The following is a 22,499-nucleotide window of genomic DNA, read 5'->3' as shown; positions in this document are numbered from 1 at the left end:
TAAAACTTATCCTAAGATAACCAATGGCTTATATTCATGAAAAAAATTATCGCAACCATCATTTTATCAATGTTTCCTTATTGCGCCTTTTCCGGCGTGTTTCAAGCGGACATCACCGTAACCAATTTAGGACAACCCCCCAAGACCAAAACGTTTGATTTTGACAACGCAGGCAATTTTTTTGACCAATTGACCAACAAAGGCTTTTCCGCCGCTTTTCCGGGTTACAACTCGGTGACCTCCTCTGTTTCCGCCAAAACGGTTTATCAAGGGGTCGATATCAATGTCACTTTGCCTCAAGGTAGTACGAATACCAGTGAATTGATACTTAGCATACCCGAATTAGGGGTCACCAAATCCTTCATACGTAACAAGCGGAGTGACACCACCCAAGCAATGGAAGATTATCTGCGTAACGACACGGACCATACATATAGCCGCCTGTTAGAATACCAGATTGCCAATACCCCTAACTCACAAATTGCCGGCAACCCTACCAGCTTACAAGGCCAGTTGGTTGGCAGTACCTTTGATCACGCCGCCAATATCCCTAGTTCATCCGGCAGTAGTCGTACAAACAGCGGAACCAGCACAAAATCATCGTCTAACCCGACATTGGTGGGGGTTGGTGGTGGTAACTACACCCAAAAGGGTCTTGACGTTTCAGTTATCAGCATCCCTGTCAGCAAAGCATTTGGCATTGATTCTGACGACCCCCGGAAAAAACTGCTTATCAATGGACAATTTAACTATATCACCGTAGGCGAAGCCGCTTCGTTCCAAGGCAGCTTAGGCTTAGCTTATATGCAACCAATAACAGATAACTGGTATTTAATCCCTAGCGTCAGTTACGGTGCCATAGGATCCCAAGACCTAGCCAGTTTAGGGCAAATTTTTTCCACATCATTGTCCAGCAATTATCAATTTAAGCTTGCTGGTTATGATATGTCTTTCGTCAATATGTTTGGCTATTATAAAACCCTGCCCCTCAGTATTAGTGGCGTGGCCAGTTCCGATCCCAATATTAACAACTATGTATTTAAAAATGGTATTTTCCCCAGCAAAGTGGTGCCTTTTTTCTTCGGTCACGATGTCAGGATAAAAGGCATCTTCACCGACACCGAATTTACCGGCTCTAAAGTGTTTGTCCGCCAATACAACGAAGTGGGTATTGAATTCAGTTCAGTCAAAAAAGTGGCTTGGTTGGACACGGTAAGTTTGGGTTTGGCAGATTCGTTCTCGCTCAGTGGCAAATATATGTTTAGTATCGAAGACCCAAATAATTTTGAAGGCTATGAAATCGGTATGGGCTACGATTTTTAACTCCGCCGTTTTTACATTTGACACATACGCAGGTAGTGGAACCGCTACCTGCTTCCATCGCTCCCCCCCTACTTATCCAAGCGTAGCGTAGTTGTCAAAATGCCTGGCAATTGTGACGCATCAACGTTAAATGGCTACATATAGCAGGCTTTCATCACCGGTTTTATTCAGACCGAAATACTCCATTTTTTTGTAAAGCGTAGTGCGGGTGATGCCCAGTTTTTTTGCAGTCAGGGAAATATTACCGTCACAATTTTTTAACGCTGTTTTAATCCCGTGCAATTCCCAGTCCGATAAACTCATCACCTGTAGTTGGTTCTGCGTGATAGGCAGCCGAAAACGGGCGACATCAAGCAAGCTTTGTTGCTTCAATTCAGCTATAAAATCAAGTGGCAAATCTTGGGTGGTGATAAACCGGCTGCTGGCGGTGTACAGTGTCGCCCTTATGACATTGATCAATTGGCGGATATTACCTGGCCAAGGATGTTGTTCAAACAGCTTGATGACTTCCGGGCAAATGGCAAACGGGGGTTCCGATGCCATCGCGTTTAATTCCCGTTGCAGGATGTGGTGGATGATGGCTTTTTTATCGTTGCGCTCGCGTAAAGCTTGCAGGTGGATTTGTGCGCCGTTCAGGCGATAGTAAAGGTCGCGCCGAAAACGTCCTGCCTCAACCGCTTCCAATAACTGGACATTGGTTGCCGCAATCACTTGCACATCCACCCGTATCGGCTTGTTGCCGCCTACAGGCGTGAATTCTGACGTTTCCAGCACCCTGAGCAAGGTTGATTGCAAGTCGAAGCTCATATCGCCAATTTCATCGAGAAACAATATACCGGTATCAGCCAGCATGAATTTGCCCGGTTTGCCCGTGCTTTTCGCGCCGGTAAAGCTTCCTGATTCGTAACCGAAGAGTTCGCTTTCTATCAGATCATGGGGGATGGACGCGCAATTGATCGCAATCAACGGGGCGTTTTTTCTAGGGCCGGCGTTTTTAATCAGCGTGACAAAATGGTCTTTACCCACCCCTGATTCACCCGTGATCAAAATAGGGATTTTGTATCGTTGCAACTTGACGGCCTTTTCGACCAATGTCGCCAACGTTTCTGATATTGCCGCTACATCTGATGGGTCGGGTGTTTTGGGGGCGGCTTTGAAGGGAATTTTTTCCAGCACCCGTTGCTGCGCCAGGGAATTTTTGGCTAATGGCAAATCCGTGTTCACCAATACGCAGATGAGATGCAAAAAAGCAAACAAGGAATTCATGCTTTCTTGATGATGGCTGCTGACCAAGCCGATGACCGCCAATAATTGCCCGGCATCGTCAAGTAGGGGATAACCCACGGTAGTGTAAGGGTGCAAGACGCTAAGATAATGCTCCATGCCCTGGAAGGCGATGGGTTTTTTCAATTCCGCCGCCGTCCCGATGCCATTATTGCCTAACACCGGCTCCAACCAGTTGGCCCCCCTTGCACTCGCACGTGACATGAATGAACCCAAGGGCTGTTGCTCCCCTAGCGCGTATAACAGGTTGCCATCGGCGGAGGTCAGCATCATCATGACGCCGGCCTCCTTCAAAAAAACATGGAAGTTATGGTCAAGCTGCTTGATCAAGGCTTCTATTTTTTGCGACGGGGAATCTAACTTTTCTGTTTGCTTGGCAATAGGGTAGTTTTCCCACATGGCATAATTGCCTAGCGGTAAACGGTAATCTTCAAGGCAGCGGTGCCATGATTCGATGACTTCAAGACGCACCCAATCACTTGGGTCGGGTACCGAACGGGTTTGGGTCATCCATTGCCAAGCTTGCATAGGCCGAAAAATCGGGTATTCGCAGGATTGTCCCAGCAACAATGATTCCTGTGCCAAATGGCCTTGTTGGTGGATATGCAAATCGATAAGCATTCAGTTCTCTTGAATAGTGGTATTGCCAGTACTTCAAGATAACAAAATCAAAAAATGAGGCAATGCGGCATAGTGTCGCATTGCCTTAATTCCAGTAAGGAATTGGAGTGACCCACTTTTCGGAGGGCAGGTAGGGACTTGGTTTTGGGTGCGGGATTAAAGTCGGCAGTGGTCCAGTTTGAAATTTTTATAGGCCGGAATAAGACTGTTCGAGCGGCAGCGAGAACAGGCGTTTCCGGCAAAATGCCCGAACCTGACGGAAATGACCATCCCGCGCTATGTTCGGGGCGGTCTTATTCCGGCCTACGAAAGCATTGTTTTAGTTTCAAACTGAACCACTACCCAAGCACCGGGCTGGCTTCGGCTTCGCTCAGCCAACGCTCAAGTGTATTGGCTTACACCCTAGGGTCTTCGCGGGTCGCCGCCGCCCATTCCGGGGAATAGCCCGCCATAATGGACAGGTCAGGCACTTCCATCACCACGGTTTCACTGGTGATTAATGTCCCCACCACGCTGACGGCGTTGCGTAAGGCCAAACGCATGACTTTGACCGGATCAATGATGCCGATTTCCAAAAAATTGCCGTAACACTGGTTTTCTGTATTGACAGTGATATGGTTATCGCCTGGCTTGCTGAGTCGGTCAATGACGGTCTCAGTGTTTAAATTGGCGTTTTGGATAATGGTCAGCAACGGTGCTGCTAGGGCTTGTTGCAGGATATGAAAGCCCTGTTGTTGCCCGGCATTTTCGGCAATGGCTTTTTCAAGGACTTCCCCGCAATGGTACAAGGCGACACCGCCGCCTGGCAACACGCCCTCTGCCAACGCCGCTCTAGCCGACAAATAGGCATTTTCTATGCGCACCATACGTTCTTTTATCTCAAAATCGGTGTTGCCACCGACGCTGAACGTGCCTGTTTTGCCGGACAACAGGGCAAGGCGTTCCTGCAATTCGTCGAAATCATGTTTGTTGCCCGTCGCCGACCCGACTCCTGGTTTCTTTGCCAAAATCAGCTCGGCTTCTTGACGTAAGTTTTCGGACAATTGCGCGATGGCGGCTGGCTCGCCTGTCGCGCCGATGATAGTTGTGCTGCTTTCGGTAATGACCGCCCGTTGCGCCTGGCCCAGTTGCTCCAAGCCGACACGCTCAAGCACGCCGCTTAAACCTGGCAAATCAAGGATTGCTTCACCGCCAGCCAGCAAGGCCAAATCTCTCAGGCGGTTTACGCGCTTGTCACCAAATCCCGGCGGTTTGACCGCCACCACTTTAAAAATGCCACGGACATGGTTCAGCAACAAGCCGGTCAATGCCTTATCGACCACATCCTCGGCAATCACCAACAGCGGGCGGCCCTCTGCCTTGACTTGTTCCAGAATCGGGACAAGTGCCATCAAATCGCTGATTTCCCGGTCATAAAACAAAATATAAGGATTCTCCAGCACCGCTTCGGCACGGGTTTTGTCGGTGACGAAATACGGTGACAAATAGCCTTGTCCGTACTGTATGCCATCGACAATAGCCAATTCATCTTCCAAACCATTGCCCGGCAAAAAAGTCAGCTCCCTTTGCAAGCCCAACTCACTCAAGGCTTGGGCGATCAGCTTGCCGGCCTTGGTTTCGTTTTTGCTGGCGACGAGGGCGATTTTTTCCACCCAATCAGAAGCCCCGCTTGTCACCGCATTATCCAGCAGGTATTTTTCCACTACCGCCAAGGCCACATCCAAGCCTTTTTTCAACTGCATGGGATGAAATCCCGCCGCCACGCTTTTCAGGCAGCCTTGCGCCAAGGCTTGGGCCAGTACGATGGCGGTGGTGGTGCCATCGCCCACTTGCCGCGACATCGCCCCCGCCACATCACGCAACATCCGTCCGCCCAAATCGGCGATGCGGTCTTGAATGACTACGGCGTTCGCCACCGTGACGCCATCGCGGGTAAACACCGGCATCATGCCGTCGGTGCGGTGTTGTATCATCACCGTGGGGCCGACACTGCCATAGGTCACCGCCACGGCACGGGCGACTTGGTTGATGCCTGTCAGCAAACGGGTGCGTATTTCCGGGTTGTAAATAATTTCTTTGCTCATGTTGGTTTCCGTTTAAGGATGGGCCGGGAGGCCATTTTCATTAAGGCTTGCCCGACTTCCGCCCGGGTGTTATGCGCGCGTTTTGACCGCGATAAAAGCCGGATCAATTGTATGTCCCAGTAATCCATGCTTTTTTTAAATTCCATTTCGTCCTCGGCCGACAATTCCCGCCGCCAATACTCCAGCAATTCTTCGGCGCGTCCGGCACCTATCTTGGCAATCAATTGGGCTTCTTCAACAACCAGTTGCCGGATGGTCTCATCAAGCTGTTTGACCATATCATGGAGAAATTCCTTGTCTGCCTCATTCATGGCGGTCTCCAAAATGTGTAATGCGCATGTTACTGACCGCTGGGCAAGAATTTTTCCAGATAAATACGCTCTTTCGGGATGCCCACATCGGCACAGACGGTAAAAGTGGCATCGACCATGCCTGGCGGGCCGCAAAGGTAAAGATCGGGTTTCGCGCCGGTTTCCACTAAATCGCGGCGTAAAATATCGACCACGCTGCCTTTTTCGCAGTGCCAATCGTCCGAACATTTCCACACGCAGTTCCTAAGCTCCAGCGTCGGCATTTGCGCGGCCAATTGCTCCAGTTCATCCAGATGGAAAATCTCGGCTTCGGTGTTGACGCCAAAATAAATCACGCATTTTTGCGGCTCGTCCCATTCTTTCATGTGCCTGACCATGGATAAAATTGGCGCCAGCCCTGTCCCGCCCGCGACAAAATAACGCGGGGTGAAACCGTTTTCTTTCAGGCCAAAAACGCCCGATGGGCCTTTGACTTTGATCCTTTGCCCGACTTTGGCCTCTTTTTTCAAGAACTCGGAGAATTTGCCGCCATCCACGATGCGGATCAAAAATTCCAGATCGCCCTGGCTGTTGCTGATATTGGCAGGCGAATAAGAGCGGGTGGTTTCTGTACCGGGGATTTCCAAATCGAAAAATTGCCCGGAGTCAAATTTGATGGTTTTATCATCACCCGTGCGGCGTAATTGAAATTTGACCACGTTGATGGAAATTTGTGACAGCTCGACCACTTCGGCTTCAAAGGTCATGCCTTCCGGCGAAAAGGAAATACGCTCGTAAGTATAGGGGACTTCCACTTCTATGTCGGTGGTGGGATAGCAACGGCATAACAACACCATGCCGTCTTCCTCTTCTTGGCTAGGTAAGGCTTGGGCGCTGACTTTGCCGATGACATAATCGCCTTCTGAGCAATAGCCCTTGCAGGTGGCGCAACCGCCTTCCCGGCAAGAAGACATCAGGTAAATATCCTGGCGGACGGCGGCGGTGATGACATCTTCATCCGAACGGCAATCGAATGTGATGGATTCATTATCTTCGGTCACAATGGTGACTTGATGGGTGCTGGTCATTGCTTAAAACTCCTGGCGTTCGTTATTTTTCCCTCTTAATGGGGAACTATAAAGTCATTGGGCGTGTAATTGGGAGACGTTAAAAAAACTCAAAACATGCTGGACGGCACGTCTGGACGCATCCAGCGTCAATGAACAACCTTCCTGCACCATTTTGTTGTCGCGGTAAATCCGCCACCGCCACATAAAATCCAAATCTTCGCTGTAGGCGGTGTAGGTGTTGGATGTGTGGATGGCGATGGCTTCCGGGGAAATTTCTAAGGGTTCACCGGAAGTGTTGGGCGGGTCATTGAAAAATACAGTCATATCTTGTTTACGGATAATTAATTGGATAAATAATTGGAAAAACAAAAGGCAACCTTTATGGGTTGCCTTTTGCTCACATTAAAGGCTTACTGCAAGGTGACAACCCTGACACCACGCACTTTACGCAATTCTTCCAGCGGCAAGGCGTAGTAATCGGTGTTGCGAAGCTCCATCAACTTGGTGCCCAATTGCCGGTCAGTGTCTAAAAAGAAATTGACGGGCATGACGGGTGGCTTGCAGGCCAAGCGGAAGTTAATATGGATGCGTTCGGCCTCATACATGTCTTCACAGGCAGCCATCGCGGCTAGGGACTCATTAGCCACTTTTTGTGCATCAGTGCCGCAGGTGCACACATTCAGCAATTGGTGGTCATTGAATTCCGCTTGTTTCAATACCGCCACTTTTTCTTCAATTTTCAGCTCGATCCAAAGCCAATCCAGTTCTAAAGAAAAATCAGTTTTAAAGACACTGACGTACTTGGCCCGGAAGTCTTTTAAGAACGCGTGGCCTTGCGCCAAGGTTTTTAAACCAGCGATTTTATTTACCCATTCGGTACGGGTAGGGTTATCGTGAATATTTGGCATGGTTAGCTCCTATGCGGTTTGCAAGTCTTGCAGTTTGACATCAAGACCCATCAGTTCTGAGGTGATGGTAAAGGTTTCGCCCAGCGTATAGGCGCGGCCTATGGTGGAAGACACATCCACCAGCAGGTCATAGACACTGTAATGTTTACCCAACAATTCAGAGACTTCCGTGCAATCGATTTCAATTTTTCCGGTCGCTTTCAGCCACCAGTAACCGGCGCGGTCTTCCACGATTAAGGTGGGGTTGTCGGCCTTGCGGTCGCCCAGCAAAATTTCATGCACCACCGAATTGATTTCATCGGATTTTTTTAACACCAACACCACTTCGTTGCTTTCGTGGACGGTTTGGTTTTCTTCGGAAAAGTATTCATCAGCAAAGGCTTTGCCTGTTTTCGCCATGATACCTGAGCCGTAGGCATTTGAATTTGTAGACATAGTGATTCCTTATTTTAGACCTGAGAGCACAGTTTTAACGAGTGCGGCGGTGTCGGCTTTGTAGCCTATTGGATCGGCAAAATCGTGCTTCCAGTCATCAAACACCCGATTTAACGCCGCTTCAATCGCCGGTTTATCGCTAACGCCTTTGATTTCGGGTATTTTTGCGAAAATGCCCATAAAATCTTTCAGCGCCGTGATGGTGCGTGGCAGCCATTTATCGGCCCAAGTGTGCATCAGGCGGATGTTGTAAGCGCCAAATTGTTCGTCAGCCGCCAGACAAGTGTGGAACATGTCGGTGGTGATGCCTTTGGTTTGCGAGAAATACAATTGCATTTGGTTGATGAAGAACGGCGTCAAGGTGTCACCGTAATACGATGACAACCGTGAAAAGAATTCACGGCGCACAAACTGACCGAACAAAGGGTCATAGATCATATGGCCTGAGAACAATATTTCGTTCCAGTCATAGGTTTCTTGCCAGATTTGTTGCACGACTTCGCGTGAACCTTTAAAGATGACGCCTTTTGTCCATTCGTTTTTAGGAATGTCGGTGGCTTCAGGAAAACCTGGCACCAGTTTCGCCAAAAACGTCCTTTCCATTTGGATCATTTGCGCGTTATCAACTTTATCCAAGCCGATCATCGCGCTGCTCATCCGCAAGGTGTCACCCAGGCAGTCACGCACAACCGATGAATGGGAGTTGAACAAACCGTATTCGCTGAAACCGAATGCGCCCAGATAATCACCCAACACTTCATCGCGCCAGACAGGATCCATTGAGCGCACATGTCCGTCAGCCGAATAGGCTTTCAGGAAACGGTCGGTATAACGCCATTCTTCGGCTTTATCCTTGACATACAGCGCGTGCCAGCGGAATGCCGGGTCACGGTGTTTAAGCCAATCCGAGCTACGCATTTCCGTCGACTCATTGCTCCATGACGGACGGCCACCGTGGAATTTTTGTGTCCAATCGCCCCAATCCAAACCGCCAGGAATCCAGTCAGGAGTCGGTTGGGAATAACAGCACAACACTTCATACTCGTTGATCCGCTTACCGCGCGGGGTCATGAAATAATTCATCTTACGTTGGGTTTCTAAAGGCTGGTCAGGAATGGCCGCCATAATTTCTGCTGCCAGAACGGGATCGGTCAGGCCGCGTCTGCCGCCGGATACTTCAATTGACATAAGCTATGTCTCCTTAAAATTAGGAAGATTGCCCCTCACCCTGAATGGGCAAGGGGATTTACAAGGGTGTGCAATTACAGTGCTTTCAAGGGATCTGAAAAGACGCAGTTGATTTTTTTGATGTCATCCAGCGTCCACAGTTTGCCGTCTTTGTTGGTGTGGGGTTGGCTGATCAAGGTCTTGCCATCACTACGCAGGCCATGTCCTTCGGCAATCACTTCGGATAACTCGCGGCCTTCGTATTGTTCAAAGATGTTTTGGCATTCATAACGTTCAGGCTCGGACAGCCACATGCGCTCGCCCCATTGGTCGCTGAACGAATGTTTTTTGCCGTTGAACTCAAGCACGCGCAAGGTGCTGGCGCCTTTGCAATAGCTAGGGCAGAACGGCACTTGCGAGACGCGGTCGATGTAAATCGGGTGGTTGTTTTCGATGAACCATTGCAGGGGCAGGAAGCCGCTGTTAGGGTCTTCACAGCCACGCGCACGCCATTCGTCATAGACTTTGCCGTACATGTCGTACCAGCCTGGGTAATTGGCTTCATACCATTCCGCTTCTTGAGCAGTCGGCAGGCTCAAGCGGAAGAAACCGGTAGGCCACAAAGCATAGGCCAACAGGAACAAATCATGGTGCGCCCAGTACGCGTCTTTTTTCGCATCACGCAAGCTCGCGGGCGATTGCACGCCGTATTTGCCCAAACGGCCAATCCAGATACCACCCCAATCTTCGTATACCCAACGGTTCCAGGTTTTCACCCAAGGTTCGACTTTAAAATGGCTGCCGTACTCGAACATCATGCCCAGCACGGGCGTGAAGTATTTTTGTTGCGTCCAGAAGGCGTTGTTCAGGTCGGTGTTCAAATATTTTGAAGCCGCCGCGTCATTGGCAATGGAAACCACGGTTTGGTAGCCGTTTGCCATGTGGCGTAACTCATCGGTTTCAATCGACAAGAACACGGTCGGGGTCATTTCATCGCCGTTGGCGCAAGCCCATTCGGTCACTGCCACGATTAAAGGATTGGTAAAGCAAGCCTCACCGACCAACTGCAAGTTGATGGAACATTCCACGGCATCACCGGAAATGAAACCGTCAGAAAACACCCGTTTCATGCCTTTCCACAACGGGCCGATGGCGCGGGTGCGGCGGGCATCGTTATGTCCGGCGGCATCCTGGCCTTGTTTGGCGAAGTAATAGTTGACGTAACCGCATTGGTTAGTGTGGCGGATTTCATCCAACACCTGGCCTAAATAACCATTTTTTTGTTCAGGCGCAGTCGCCGAATCCCATAACATGCCGGTTCCGGCAATCGCGTTGTATTCGCCCACTTCCAAAAAGTTGGAAATCACTTTCATGGACTCATTCCATTTTGGATGCACACGGTTGGCGGCGTCAACGCGGGTCAATACGTCTTGCAAGCTGCCGAATTGGCGTTCGTCCTTAACCGACTCCATACGCGCATATTCTTTAGCGATCAGCTTGAACTGCTCTTTGGTGTCATTCGCCATTTTGTATTTGGTCGAATACTTGGTGCGGTTTTTTTCAAAATCCCAAGTAAAGCTTTGCATCCATCTGTGGACTTCTTGCGCGCCCACACTGACGGGTGCGCGGTTGACGGCGAGAGCATCCGTCGCCGCTTTTGTTGCTGCACTGATAGCCATAGAGACTACTCCTGATGTTTATTGTTTTAGACAAAAGTTAAATAGGCCATCATCACTTTGCAAAACGTTGTAAAACTTTGCAAAATTTTGTAAACCTTGGCTTGGCACGTCTTAATGCGGGTTCCCAATGGCTGGATGATGACCTGATTTGCCTGGTGCAAGCCTCGTGCCAAGCATGTTGATAGTTTGTTTCTTTAAATAAAACAATAAGGTGGATGCAAACAGAGGAAACCGGGGCTGATCTGAAAACTGTCCAAATAATGGACACTGTTTAAATAGTAAACGTCCAGTTTGCAGGAAAGGGGTTTGGGCATTGGCGCGGGGTGGGAAAAGCGTGGCTGCGACAAGCTGCCGCGCGGCAAAATGTCGTATTTTCTTAAGGGATGGCGCAAGCTAAAATAAACGTAGTCTTAATCAGTGCCACTTCCTAAAGGGTTTTAAGAGTCTTTATGCGGTCAATGCTTATTGGCCGCGTTTTTATAGGGACAGCCTTGAAAACGTTCTCCCGCTAAGCATAGGTATCTACACAAGTCTTGAACACCGACATTCCGGCCAACCCTCGCTACGCTCTCCCTGCCAGAATGACGAGCAATAAAACTTGTGTAGATGCTTATGCCCGCTAAGTAATGAGCATGAAATAAGTTCGAGATGTAGGCGCGGATTTATCCGCATCTACACCGAACGCATTTGCATAAGTTATTTCATGCTCATTCCTAAGCCAATTTTCGCCTACCGCTAGGCGGTGTTTTTATGTAATCCCCAATAATAAGGCAATAATCGTGCAAGTTTTTGCATAATTATTCAGAATCCTAGCCATTTTAGGGCAATAAGCCTGGGAGCGCGGGCGTCTCGCCCGCACCAGGCTGCTGTGGCAAATCAGCAAGCCTGCCAGGCTCAGTGTCCTGAATGTCTGCCATTTCGTTGTCCGAGAGGATAAGACTTGCCTGAGAGCATGGCTTGCTGCTCGATTAACAATGCCGTGAGTTGCTCCACTTTCAGGTTCAGGTCTGCGATATGATGCCGAAACTGTACCAGCTCGTCCTGCATAAGCCGGGTATTTTCATGAATATGCTGAAAATGGATTTGGAAATACTGGGTCAGCGGCAGTCCGTCTGATGGGACGTCCTTTAGTGAATTGTTACATTCAGCCGTTTTAGCAACCGTGCGGTTTGCTTGTTCTTGTAAAAGTTTAAGTCTGCTCATAAGTTCGCCTAAAGTTTGTAGGGGTAGGTGGGCACCAATCCTTAGCGTTCCCGCTGTCGTTTGTCGGCCATCTGCTTTAGGCGGGATAAGCCCGCCTAAAAATGGAGTCCAGTTTGTCAATGCTTGAGTATGTATTGGCTGATAGCGGTCAACTCCTCATCGCTTAATTGGGGAAAGCCGGGCATGGTCATGCTGTCCGCGCGTTTTTTGCCGGGCGCTTTAGTCCAAACCACAATGCCGGACGGATTGTCCGCGTAGAGGGTTTTAATTTCCTGCAAGGCCGGCCCTACGGTGGGCAATGTGGCGTGGTGGCATGCCGCGCAGTTTTTGTTAAACGCGCTTTCTCCTGGGGCTGAGACGATGCCTTCCGGTTTTTTGGCCGTTTGTCGCGCCTGTTCGCCGGCTTCTTTAACGGCGGCCTGATAGTTGGCGGTTTTTTCGCTGATGGCGGTTTTATGGTCAGCCAAGGCGTTTTCGCGGTACTCATGACGGGCGATGCCCATAAAAATGGCGGCGCAAGCAAAGCAGGCGATAATCCGCTTAAAATCATCATCCAGCAAATGGCTGGGTTGGGTCAGGTTACGCCACATCCACCACAAGGCCGGCAATGCCAACGCGCCGCCGAAGGTCAATATCAGAATAAAATTCCAGCCCATGCCCTGGGTCGGCAAGGAGGCCAAGGCCATTAGTCCGGTCAGGATTTGAAAAATAGCGGCCCCGAAGGCGTAGGCATAAAAAAAGCGGCGTACCGTGATGATTTTCAGTTCGTTGAATCCCGCCTCTTCCTGAAAGCGTTTGCGCCCCGTCCAGCCAACAAAAAACAAGGCCGTGAACAAAACGCTGGCCGACAGAAAATGCAGATAACGTTGCAACACATTCGGCAGCAGCATGGCAGATAGGAAGCCTTTGACTTCCGGCCAATATTCAGGAAACAGCATCAGGTTGACATTGGTCATGAAAATCAGCGGGATGAATAAAAACAGCCCGGTCTCCAAAGCGGCAATACCGATGTGCAGTTCGGGTAAGTTGATAAAATGATGCCACCAGAATTTATGCAGGTAAGCCAATAAAAATGCCAGCGTCACCATCGGGATAATCGCCATCCACATATCGCCGATCAGCGCGCTGGACGCATAAAACTGCGGCGCGTAGAGCGTGTTGATAATCAGCAGCGGCGCGACGCCCATGACCACGGCCAGGCTTTTATTGACCGTGACCGTCTGCATGATGCGGTAAGCCAGCTTTTCATAATCCGGCGCTTTCAGGCCCTTGATTTGACACGCCAGGCTGAACAGCGAGCCGCCGACCATTAAATGCACAAAAATAATATGCAGCAGGAATGATGCAATCAGCAGGATTTCCAGAAAGCCTTCCGGGGCCGGCAAGGGTAAAGGAATATCGCGGGGGATAGGGGCGGTCATTAGCGTTGTTCTCCGTGGTGAATGCCCAGATTGGGCAAAATTCCGTAACTGATTGCCGTGGAAATGTGATCGGGTTTGGGGATGCCGTTGATTTGCGCGCCGTTGAACGGGGCGGCCCGTTTTTGCAACGAAGCCAAATAAACAGAAAGCGCGTTCAGCTCGGCCTTATTGCCAGGAAACGGCGGCATGAAATAACGGGCGCCGTGCATGTTTTCAATGTAGGCGGCAATGGCTTCAGACTGCCAGGGCTTATCGCCGTACATGTTTTTCAACTGGCCGCGTATGCTGTTGACGCCGTTGACGGTATGGCAACGAGTGCAGGCTTGTTCAAACACCTCGCGGCCGGCAGCGGGCTGGTTGTCGGCGGTCACTTCGCGGATACTGGCGTAAGTGGCATGTTGCAGGATGCCGTCGCGTTGCAACAGCGGGTAATCTTCGACACGGATGCCATTGGCATACATGTAATTGCCGATGATGAAGGGCTTGCGGATAAATTCCCGCACCCGCTCGAATTGCCCCAGCATCGCAAACAGCAGCAGCGCCGAAACCAGGTACTTTGCGCCATGCACTTGGCCTGGGCGTTTGACCGACACCCATAAAATCCGGCTGACATACATCAAGCCGACTATCAGCAGCACTTTTAACCTGCCGTTCCAGCCGGCATATTCCTGCGTGGCGAAGGCCACCGGGATGTTCGCCAGCATAAGTTCCGGTATCACGCGATAATACCAGACCGAAGCGACGATCAGGCCCAGCATCCAGATCCCCGACCATTTCGACAAAACTTCCGTAACCGTCGCGCGGAAGCCACGGTCATCCCGGGTGTGCCAATAGCTTAGGCAAATCATCGTGATGCCGCCCATCACCATAGCCAATGTAGTTCGCAGTGCCAATTGCGGAAAATACATGGGGTTGAACAGACCGGACAGTAAGGTCCGTTCGGTCAGCCAATTGCCCGGGTCCATCATAAAGCCGAGGATGGCGACGATAATCGCCATAGTGATCCATGAGAAAACTGCCAGGAAAATCCCCAGGCGCAGGTGTTTTAACTTGGTTTCGGGTGAGCGGTTTGCCGTTTGCCAGCTCAAAAAATACGCCATGATCAGGCTGACTTCACAGACAAACACGAGCCATTCGACAAACCAGCCCCAGAAAAACACCCGGATCAAACTGCCTATCGCCGCCGGATTGACCAGCGCCGCCGAAAACCAGATGCCGACGCCGGTCAACGCGCCGACCGTGGTGGTGAGGATAAAAATGATTTTTAACAGGCGGTACGCCAGATTGTCCCAACGCGGGTCTTGGCTACGCATACCCAAAAATTCAAGCAAGGCAACCACCGGCAATGCGCCGACCGCGAAAGCGTGGTTGATAAGGACATGTAAAATGGCATCGACGGCAATCAACAGGCGATTACCGATAAAATCGATATGAAAAATGGGAAAATCCATGGCTACCCCGTAGTTATAAAATAAATAAGCCCGTCGCCATCGCGTTAAGTCCGGTTAATTAACCGGCGGCATGACAACATCGGGTGATTAGGCAATAACTGTGCCTTTGTATGAAAAAATACCCGATATTTTCCAGGGCATGGCTTGGCGGCTGGACTGGGCCGGGACTTCTTGGCGGGCGTGTTTGAAGCGGCAATTAATGGACGTTCAATAAAACCACACTGACCATAAAATAGACGCTGGGCTATACTTCAAACGGTCACGTTTTCGGTTTTTTAAAATGAGGGCGCAACAACTCGGAGCGCGGGCATCCTGCCCGCCAAGCGGCCAAGATGGCCGCGCTCCAAAAACCGAAAACGTGACCGTTTAAAAGTATGGATTGGCTGTGGCAGGAATGGGGCTTTAGTAAAGGTTTTGGCTGCGACAAGCTGCCGCGCGGCAATATGCCATATTTTCATTAGGGTGGGCGCAAGCTAAAATCTGCCCACTCTTAATGAAACACCACCTCCTAAAAGGGTTTAAGAGTTTTTGTGCGGTTAATTTGTATTAACCGCATTTTTTTTGCCTACCGATTCCCCACCGCGTTTTTCTGGGACATTTTGTCGCGCGGCATCATGTCGCATATTTAATTTCCTCTAGGCAAGCTAGAATCTAACGGATTATTGTTTAGGACGTGCTAAACGTCGCGGACGGAACGTGGCAATCGGGACGCGCAGCCGTTTTGTACACAGCCGTTTTGTACACACTTTATTAATTGAGGGACATATTCATGTGGAATCCATCGGATTTTTTGGCTTTTCGCCAGCTAGACCTGGACAACAAGCTCATTTTGCCGACTCAAAAGCTGTTGAGCCAAGTCAGTTTCCAGCTTAACAGTTTGTACCAGGATATTCGTAACGCGTTGATTGATGCCCATCGTTTTGTCGCGGGCGCCGCCAAACAGGTTTACGAGCAACCGATACCCACGCTGACCGCTTGGTATGAACAATCCGCCAATTCTAGCAAGGTTTTGTATGCCCAAGTCCAAGGCACGGTGTCACCCATTTATCAGGACTGGCAAGTCAAGCTGAGTGCGGGCAAGGAACAGGCGGGGCAATATTTGCAAGCTTTTTGGGATAATCCCGAACAGGTGACGGTGGCTACGTTTGAACCGGTAAGCCGTTATGTGGCGGATGTTGCCGATCAATCAGCACGCTATTGGCAAGCGTTCATGGAAAATCCTGAATTGTTTGTCAGCACGACCTTCGCGCCCATAACCGCTTACCTAAGCTCGCTTAGCGACGAGGCGGAAGCGGTTTTGACCGGCAGTTACTATGCGTTGGCGGATTTTTTCAGTTTGTTGATGGCGCAACCGTCAGCGACTTTCCAGGCACTGTACCGCAATACCTTGTCATCCCTGCTGGATGTGTATTTTGATGTGGTTTCATCGTTATTGGTCTTGGCTTGAGGATATACTGCAAACGCTCAAGTTTTTGGTTTTTAGGTAGGGTACGCTGTGCGTACCTTTAAAAATCATCATAAAATCAATGCAAAAGGTACGCACAGCGTACCCTACGATAGATTGCAAAAACCAAAAACGTGACCGTTTGAAGTACATACTTCAAACGCCCAAGTTTTCGGTTTTTAGTGGGACGTTGCAAGCTGGGGGAGCAGAAACTTCACCCCCCAGATTTCTCATCCGCGTCCTATGTTCACACATCCGCCAAATTGCCCTTGATTTCCAACCACGCTTTCCGATCTTGAGAGCGTTTTTTCGCCAGCAACAAATCCAATTGCCCGCTGGTTTCGTCATCTTCGGCAATCGTCAATTGCACCAAGCGGCGGGTGTCGGGGTTCATCGTGGTTTCCCGCAATTGTGACGGGTTCATCTCGCCCAAACCTTTAAAACGCTGGACATTGATAGTCCCTTTCAATTTTTCCGCCTTGATCCTGTCCAAAACCCCCAAACGTTCCGATTCGTCCAGCGCGTAAAACACCCGCTTGCCGACATCAATCCGATACAAAGGCGGCATCGCGACAAACACATGCCCGGCTTTGACCAGCGGTTGGAAATGCTGGTAAAACAAGGCGCAAATCAAGGTGGCGATATGGTTGCCGTCGGAATCGGCATCGGCGAGGATGCAGACTTTGCCGTAACGCAGGTTGTGCAAATCATCCGAACCCGGTTCAATGCCCAAGGCCACGGCAATGTCATGCACTTCTTGCGAAGCCATGACTTGGGTGGATTCCACTTCCCAGGTGTTCAAAATCTTGCCGCGCAAAGGCATGATGGCCTGGAAGTCGCGTTCGCGGGCTTGTTTCGCCGAACCGCCCGCCGAGTCGCCTTCGACCAAAAACAATTCAGTGCGGGCTATGTCCTGCGCCGAACAATCCGCCAATTTGCCTGGCAACGCGGGCCCGGCGGTGATTTTTTTGCGGATGATTTTTTTATTCGAGCGCAGGCGTTTTTGTGCACTGGCGATAATCACTTCGGCGATTTTTTCACCTTCCGCAGGATGTTGGTTCAGCCACAAACTGAACGTGTCCTTCGCCACGCCGGAGACAAAGGCGACGCATTCCCGCGAGCTTAACCGTTCTTTGGTCTGCCCTGAAAACTGCGGGTCTTGCAATTTCACCGACAAGACGAAATGGCAATTTTCCCAGACATCTTCCGGGGCGACTTTCACGCCACGCGGCAGGATATTGCGCAAATCGCAAAACTCGCGCATCGCCTCGGTCAAACCCGCCCGCAAACCGTTGACGTGGGTGCCGCCTTGCGCGGTCGGCACCAGATTGACGTAACTTTCCGCCAACACTTCCGAGTCATTCTCCACCGCCCACACCACGCCCCATTCCACCGCTTCATGATTGGCGGCGCTATTGCCCATAAACGGTTGTTCGGGGAAAAATTCCACCTGACCGATCCTGTCCAGCAAATAATCTTTTAAGCCGTCTTGGTAATACCACTCGACATGTTCTTCGCTCGCTTCGATTTTTAAAATCACTTTCAGGCCAGGGCATAACACCGCCTTGGCGCGTAGATTGTGTTTTAGCCGCGATACAGAGATTTTGTTGGAATCAAAATATTTTTCGTTAGGCCAGAATTTGACCATTGTGCCGGTATTGTTTTTGCCCACCGTGCCGATTTCCGCCAACTCGCTTTGTTTGTCACCATCGGCAAACGTCATACGGTAGACCTTGCCATTGCGCTTGACTTCCACTTCCAATTTTGCCGACAAGGCATTGACCACCGACGCGCCAACCCCATGTAGGCCCCCGGAAAACTGGTAGTTTTTATTGGAAAACTTGCCGCCCGCATGGAGCTGGGTCAAAATCACTTCCACGCCAGGGATGCCTTGTTCGGGATGCAGGTCAACCGGCATCCCGCGCCCATTGTCAGATACCGACACGCCGCCGTCTTTCAATAAAACCACTTCGATGCGGGTGGCGTGTCCTGCCATCGCTTCATCAACGCTGTTATCCACCACTTCCTGCACCAAATGGTTGGGGCGGGTGGTGTCCGTGTACATGCCCGGGCGTTTGCGCACTGGTTCCAAACCGCTCAATACTTCTATCGCAGCGGCGTTATAGTCGTTACTCATCGTGTGTTATTTCTCAAACTAAAAAAATGTGGATTCAACTTCGAAGTGCAATCCAAGGTATCATGCGGCCTCTTGCCCTGTTTCAGCAAAAAAAACCCGCATAGGGTGTTGGGTCATTGCGTGTTTTTCGTGGGCGATGATTCCGCTTGTGCATGACCGCTTCCTCGTCTTTGGTCGGATTGAAAAAAGCTGGAAACTATAACAGCTAGCCTTCTTTATATCCGATTATTTAACTATATTTTCAAATTCCCTATCAATAAAACAATCAATAAAGTGAAAACATGAACATTACCATTGAAATCCCTGACGAAATGAACGTCCAACTGGCGGGAATCAAAAATATCAATGTGTTTGTACACAACACCTTAAAAACCGCGCACCTTAAAAACCGCTTTGGCGGCACAAGCCCATGAATCAGCGGATTTATTTATATCAGCGGAAAAAATCTTCGTGGTTGACGTTTCAGTTCTTGGCGGGATTTGGACGGCTGAATGTAGCCCCTTAGGCGTGGTCACTGAGGTGGAGAGTTATGATGATTTGCTTGCGCGGGTTTGGCAGATTGCGCCTGAACTGGCGGAACTGAATGATTTGGGTGTCGATGCCGATAATCTCCGTTTGCGTTTTTCCCATGAACAAACCACGCATCCGGTGAAAGCTTAATGGTTTCAATGCCCTATCCGCAGTTGATTGAGCTGTTACGCGCTTCTAGTTGTGTTTTTGTCCGCCAAGGCAAGGGCAGCCATGAAATTTGGCGTAGCCCAATCAAACAGAAAATTTTCTGTGTGCCTTTTACCATTAAGTCCAAACCAACGGCTAATGCCATACTCAAACAAGCTGGTTTGAAACCGAAAATTTAAGTGGCACGGGTTTTACTGTTCAGCCTGGATTTGGACATAACCCGACAGATACGCTTTGTGCCTCAGCACACCATGGTGCTGTTTCACCCCTGTGTAGATAGGATTTGACCTGGCATCCACTCAGTCCTATAGTTAAACGGACATAAACTTAGGCCAAGCAAATGATTACCGCCAACGATTTAAAAACTAAAGGCATTGCCTGTTTGGAAGAAAGCCTAGCTACACAACCAGAGGCTGTTATTTCTGTAGACGGCAAAGAATCCTTCGTGGTCATGAAAATTGACCATTACCATTACCTGCGTGAAATGGAATTAGAAGCGGCGCTATATGAAGCCCAGCACGATGTTGCAGCGGGGCGGTTTACTAAAGACAGCGTCGATCAACATGTGGACGAGCTGTTTGCGGAATGAGTTACGCTTAGTTATTTATATTTCAATCAATTAACGGAAGAAATATGTTTCTTATATCAGCAAAAATAAAATCGTTTAAATCAATCAATACGCCGCAAACTGTATTCATTGATGATGAAGTCACCGTATTAGTCGGTATGAATGAAGCGGGAAAAACCGTGTTTTTAAAAGCGTTAGAAAAATCCAATGATGCACAAGGCTTGGCTAAATTCGATCCAGTGCATGACTATCCCAAAAAAGGATATACAGATTATCTAAAGCAACATGCAAAAAATCCAGCCAAAGCAACAGTACTTACTTACCGGCTTACTGGCGATGAGGTTAGTGATTTAAACGCTGAGCTTCATACGGAGATACCAGCAGAGTTTACATTTTCTATTACCCATCTTTATGACAACACTAGTCAAGTTAGTATTAATGTTGATGAGCAACCCGTACTTAAGGCACTACTTGCCGAATCAGCGTTAAGTACAGATGCAAAAACAGCCTTAAAAAAAGCTCAATCATTCCGCTCTATCCCAGAAAGCTTTGTAGACATTAGTCCTACAGAAGAAGATAAACAGTTTTTAGAAAAAATTAAAAGCCGTATAACCAAGGCAACGAGGGATTCCGTTGTAGAATACGAAGTTTGGGAATGGCTAGAATCTAGAACACCACAGTTTCTTTATTTTAGTGATTACAATATCTTACCCAGCAAAATAAACCTTACTGACTTAGCTGCTCGTGTTAGACAAGCTGTAAATGATCCAGAACAACTTACCTCCCAACATCGCTCTGCTTTGGCTTTGCTTCGGAAAGCAGGTATTTCAATTGATGATTTTTCAGAACTCAATGACTACGAAACGCAAAACGCAATTTTAGGAAGCGTTTCAATGAACCTTACCGAGAATATTCTGGAGTTTTGGAAGCAGAACGAAAATATATGGGTTAAAGTCGATATTAAATCTAATTCAGGCGATGTAGCTCCTTATAATAATGGGTCAAATATTTATCTTCGTACTATGGATCGTCGTCACCTAGGAGTTGAAACTCCTTTTGACCAACGTAGTCGTGGCTTTATCTGGTTTTTTAGCTTTTTAGTCTGGTTCGATAGTGTTAAGGAACAAATTGGTTCAAAAAGGGAGATTATCCTTTTACTGGATGAGCCTGGGTTAGCATTACACGCTTTAGCGCAAGCTGATTTTTTGCATTACATAGATGATCTAGCCCAAAAACATCAAGTTATTTACACAACACATTCACCTTTCATGGTGCATTCTCGTCGACTCCATCAAGTCAGAATGGTTGAAGATAAGCCTAAAGTCGGTACCATCATATCTGACAATCTATCCGGTTCAGACCCACGCACAATTTTTCCTTTGCAAGCGGCATTGGGTTGGACTATCGCCCAAAATTTGTTTATTTCACCATGCAATCTATTGGTCGAAGGGGCTTCCGATCTCATTTACCTTAAAACCATTTCCTCGCTTCTTGAAAAAGCAGGCAAAATAGGATTGCGCGAAGATATTACGATTGTTCCGGTTGGCGGGCTTGATAATGTTGTTACATTTTTGGCTTTATTAAGCGCGAATGATTTAAAAATTGCTGTGCTTCATGATTACAAGGGCAGTCCAGAGCAGAAGCTAGAGGATATGGTGAAAGCAAAAATAGTACATCCAAAATTTGTACTAAACGCTTCCCAATTTAGAAATCTGGATCAATTAGGTAAAGAAGGACAAGCTAGCGACACTGAAGACCTTTTTGAGACAGTATTTTATCTCGATTATTTTAATCGGACGTTTTCCAAACAGTTAAGTGATGTGGCTATCAAAGAATCCGAACTTCCAAAGCGCGACCGAATTATTCAACGCCTTGAAAGCTATTTGAAAGATAAAAAAATTGAACTTAGACCGAGTGGTGGTTTTAACCATTATGCCGTCGCATCATATTTCGCAAGCAATCCACCCGATTCGTTGGATGAAAATACACTGAAACGCTTTGAAGAGCTGTTTAAAAAAGTAAACGCTGTTATTTAGTCGAACAGCTTGATTTGTAGATATTATTGCCGCAGGAAAATATAAGCTTTTAATACAATCAATAGGGTAAAAACATGAACATTACCATTGAAATCCCTGACGAAATGAACGACCAACTGGCGGGGATCAAAAACATCAATATGTTTGTACTAAACACCTTAAAAACCGCTTTGGCGGCACAAGCCCATCAACCTGTAGCTTTATTTATACCATCTGATAACGTTTTCGTGGTTGACGTTTCAGTTCTTGATGGGATTTGGATGGCTGAATGTGACTCGTTAGGTTTAGTCACTGAGGCGGAGGGTTATGATGATTTGATTGCGCGGGTTTGGCAGATTGCACCTGAACTGACGGAACTAAATAATTTGGGTGTCGATGCTGATAATCTCCGTTTGCGTTTTTCTCATGAACAAACAACGCATCCGGTGACGGCTTAATGGTTTCAACCCTCTATCCGCAACTGGTAGAAATATTACGTTCTTCGGGTTGTGTTTTTGTACGCCAAGGCAAGGGTAGCCATGAAATTTGGCGTAGCCCAGTCAATCAGAAAATTTTCTGTGTACCATTTACCATTAAGTCCAAACCAACGGCTAATGCCATACTCAAACAAGCTGGTTTGAAAACGAAAATTTAAAACTCGTAGATGGGCTGAACGAAGGGAAGCCCATCATTGGGTATTGTCGAATTTGATGGGCTTCCT

The 22,499-nt window shown here is 48.6% G+C and carries 23 protein-coding genes; 10 read left to right on the top strand and 13 right to left on the bottom strand.

What is annotated here, in order from left to right; translation table 11 throughout:
* Positions 1 to 36 precede the first annotated feature (36 nt).
* Positions 37 to 1,323, top strand: a complete 1,287-nt coding sequence (locus PHH59_RS01000) for a hypothetical protein (protein ID WP_300009806.1) — start codon at positions 37 to 39, stop codon at positions 1,321 to 1,323.
* A gap of 126 nt (positions 1,324 to 1,449) precedes the next feature.
* Here the strand turns inward: PHH59_RS01000 and PHH59_RS00995 are convergent, their stop codons facing one another.
* Positions 1,450 to 3,228, bottom strand: coding sequence for a sigma 54-interacting transcriptional regulator (locus PHH59_RS00995; protein ID WP_300009803.1), 1,779 nt, complete (start codon positions 3,226 to 3,228; stop codon positions 1,450 to 1,452).
* A gap of 243 nt (positions 3,229 to 3,471) precedes the next feature.
* Here PHH59_RS00995 and PHH59_RS00990 point away from each other — a divergent pair, with 243 nt between their 5' ends.
* The gene (locus PHH59_RS00990) at positions 3,472 to 3,672 is read left to right on the top strand and encodes a hypothetical protein (RefSeq protein ID WP_300009800.1); all 201 of its coding nucleotides are present in this window, start codon (positions 3,472 to 3,474) and stop codon (positions 3,670 to 3,672) included.
* Here PHH59_RS00990 and groEL read toward each other — a convergent pair.
* The 11 genes from groEL to PHH59_RS00935 all read right to left on the bottom strand — a co-directional run bounded on the left by groEL (position 3,624) and on the right by PHH59_RS00935 (position 14,936).
* Complete coding sequence (groEL, locus tag PHH59_RS00985; RefSeq protein WP_300009797.1) at positions 3,624 to 5,312, bottom strand: chaperonin GroEL; 1,689 nt, start codon at positions 5,310 to 5,312, stop codon at positions 3,624 to 3,626. The genes PHH59_RS00990 and groEL overlap by 49 nt on opposite strands.
* Entirely contained in the window at positions 5,309 to 5,623 is a 315-nt protein-coding gene (locus PHH59_RS00980; RefSeq protein ID WP_300009794.1) for a hypothetical protein, read from the bottom strand. The genes groEL and PHH59_RS00980 overlap by 4 nt, the downstream gene beginning before the upstream one ends.
* 29 nt (positions 5,624 to 5,652) lie before the next feature.
* Positions 5,653 to 6,690: an aromatic/alkene monooxygenase hydroxylase FAD-binding subunit MmoC gene (mmoC, locus tag PHH59_RS00975; protein ID WP_300009791.1), complete on the bottom strand. Its 1,038-nt coding sequence runs from the start codon at positions 6,688 to 6,690 to the stop codon at positions 5,653 to 5,655.
* A 54-nt stretch (positions 6,691 to 6,744) separates the two neighbouring features.
* Complete coding sequence (gene mmoD / locus PHH59_RS00970; protein WP_300009789.1) at positions 6,745 to 6,996, bottom strand: soluble methane monooxygenase-binding protein MmoD; 252 nt, start codon at positions 6,994 to 6,996, stop codon at positions 6,745 to 6,747.
* Between the two features lie 86 nt (positions 6,997 to 7,082).
* Complete coding sequence (gene mmoZ / locus PHH59_RS00965) at positions 7,083 to 7,580, bottom strand: aromatic/alkene monooxygenase hydroxylase subunit gamma (RefSeq protein WP_300009786.1); 498 nt, start codon at positions 7,578 to 7,580, stop codon at positions 7,083 to 7,085.
* A 9-nt stretch (positions 7,581 to 7,589) separates the two neighbouring features.
* The gene (gene mmoB / locus PHH59_RS00960) at positions 7,590 to 8,015 is read right to left on the bottom strand and encodes a methane monooxygenase regulator MmoB (RefSeq protein WP_300009783.1); all 426 of its coding nucleotides are present in this window, start codon (positions 8,013 to 8,015) and stop codon (positions 7,590 to 7,592) included.
* A gap of 9 nt (positions 8,016 to 8,024) precedes the next feature.
* Entirely contained in the window at positions 8,025 to 9,203 is a 1,179-nt protein-coding gene (gene mmoY, locus PHH59_RS00955; protein WP_300009780.1) for an aromatic/alkene monooxygenase hydroxylase subunit beta, read from the bottom strand.
* 74 nt (positions 9,204 to 9,277) lie between these two features.
* Positions 9,278 to 10,861 carry an aromatic/alkene monooxygenase hydroxylase subunit alpha gene (gene mmoX / locus PHH59_RS00950; protein ID WP_300009777.1) on the bottom strand — a complete coding sequence of 528 codons (1,584 nt, stop codon included), beginning with the start codon at positions 10,859 to 10,861 and terminating at the stop codon, positions 9,278 to 9,280.
* A gap of 894 nt (positions 10,862 to 11,755) precedes the next feature.
* The gene (locus PHH59_RS00945) at positions 11,756 to 12,064 is read right to left on the bottom strand and encodes a hypothetical protein (RefSeq protein WP_300009774.1); all 309 of its coding nucleotides are present in this window, start codon (positions 12,062 to 12,064) and stop codon (positions 11,756 to 11,758) included.
* A 116-nt stretch (positions 12,065 to 12,180) separates the two neighbouring features.
* Positions 12,181 to 13,485, bottom strand: coding sequence for a cytochrome c (locus PHH59_RS00940; RefSeq protein ID WP_300009771.1), 1,305 nt, complete (start codon positions 13,483 to 13,485; stop codon positions 12,181 to 12,183).
* Positions 13,485 to 14,936, bottom strand: a complete 1,452-nt coding sequence (locus PHH59_RS00935; protein ID WP_300009768.1) for a cytochrome c — start codon at positions 14,934 to 14,936, stop codon at positions 13,485 to 13,487. The genes PHH59_RS00940 and PHH59_RS00935 overlap by 1 nt, the downstream gene beginning before the upstream one ends.
* A gap of 769 nt (positions 14,937 to 15,705) precedes the next feature.
* On the opposite strand from PHH59_RS00935, the gene PHH59_RS00930 reads away from it, so the two are divergent.
* Positions 15,706 to 16,383, top strand: coding sequence for a hypothetical protein (locus tag PHH59_RS00930; RefSeq protein WP_300009766.1), 678 nt, complete (start codon positions 15,706 to 15,708; stop codon positions 16,381 to 16,383).
* A gap of 244 nt (positions 16,384 to 16,627) precedes the next feature.
* Here PHH59_RS00930 and parE read toward each other — a convergent pair whose 3' ends face one another.
* Positions 16,628 to 18,517 (bottom strand): DNA topoisomerase IV subunit B, encoded by a 1,890-nt coding sequence (parE, locus tag PHH59_RS00925; protein WP_300009763.1) that lies wholly within the window; start codon positions 18,515 to 18,517, stop codon positions 16,628 to 16,630.
* Between the two features lie 281 nt (positions 18,518 to 18,798).
* Here parE and PHH59_RS00920 point away from each other — a divergent pair, with 281 nt between their 5' ends.
* The 7 genes from PHH59_RS00920 (at position 18,799) to PHH59_RS00890 (ending at position 22,433) form a co-directional block, all read left to right on the top strand.
* Positions 18,799 to 18,930, top strand: a complete 132-nt coding sequence (locus PHH59_RS00920) for a hypothetical protein (protein WP_300009760.1) — start codon at positions 18,799 to 18,801, stop codon at positions 18,928 to 18,930.
* A complete protein-coding gene (locus tag PHH59_RS00915; RefSeq protein ID WP_300009757.1) occupies positions 18,911 to 19,177 on the top strand; it encodes a DUF1902 domain-containing protein in 267 nt (88 codons plus the stop codon). The genes PHH59_RS00920 and PHH59_RS00915 overlap by 20 nt, the downstream gene beginning before the upstream one ends.
* The gene (locus tag PHH59_RS00910; protein ID WP_366145440.1) at positions 19,177 to 19,374 is read left to right on the top strand and encodes a type II toxin-antitoxin system HicA family toxin; all 198 of its coding nucleotides are present in this window, start codon (positions 19,177 to 19,179) and stop codon (positions 19,372 to 19,374) included. Before PHH59_RS00915 ends, PHH59_RS00910 begins: the two co-directional genes overlap by 1 nt.
* Before the next feature lie 161 nt (positions 19,375 to 19,535).
* Complete coding sequence (locus tag PHH59_RS00905) at positions 19,536 to 19,784, top strand: type II toxin-antitoxin system Phd/YefM family antitoxin (RefSeq protein WP_300009754.1); 249 nt, start codon at positions 19,536 to 19,538, stop codon at positions 19,782 to 19,784.
* A gap of 44 nt (positions 19,785 to 19,828) precedes the next feature.
* Entirely contained in the window at positions 19,829 to 21,799 is a 1,971-nt protein-coding gene (locus tag PHH59_RS00900) for an AAA family ATPase (RefSeq protein ID WP_300009751.1), read from the top strand.
* 74 nt (positions 21,800 to 21,873) lie between these two features.
* Entirely contained in the window at positions 21,874 to 22,236 is a 363-nt protein-coding gene (locus PHH59_RS00895; protein WP_300009748.1) for a DUF1902 domain-containing protein, read from the top strand.
* Complete coding sequence (locus PHH59_RS00890; protein ID WP_300009746.1) at positions 22,236 to 22,433, top strand: type II toxin-antitoxin system HicA family toxin; 198 nt, start codon at positions 22,236 to 22,238, stop codon at positions 22,431 to 22,433. Before PHH59_RS00895 ends, PHH59_RS00890 begins: the two co-directional genes overlap by 1 nt.
* The last annotated feature ends 66 nt before the right edge of the window (positions 22,434 to 22,499 follow it).

This window comes from Methylovulum sp. (genome assembly GCF_028687615.1).
Taxonomy (GTDB): Bacteria; Pseudomonadota; Gammaproteobacteria; order Methylococcales; family Methylomonadaceae; genus Methylovulum.
Note: the sequence above shows the minus strand (reverse complement) of the source record. Positions and strands in the feature narration are given on the sequence as shown.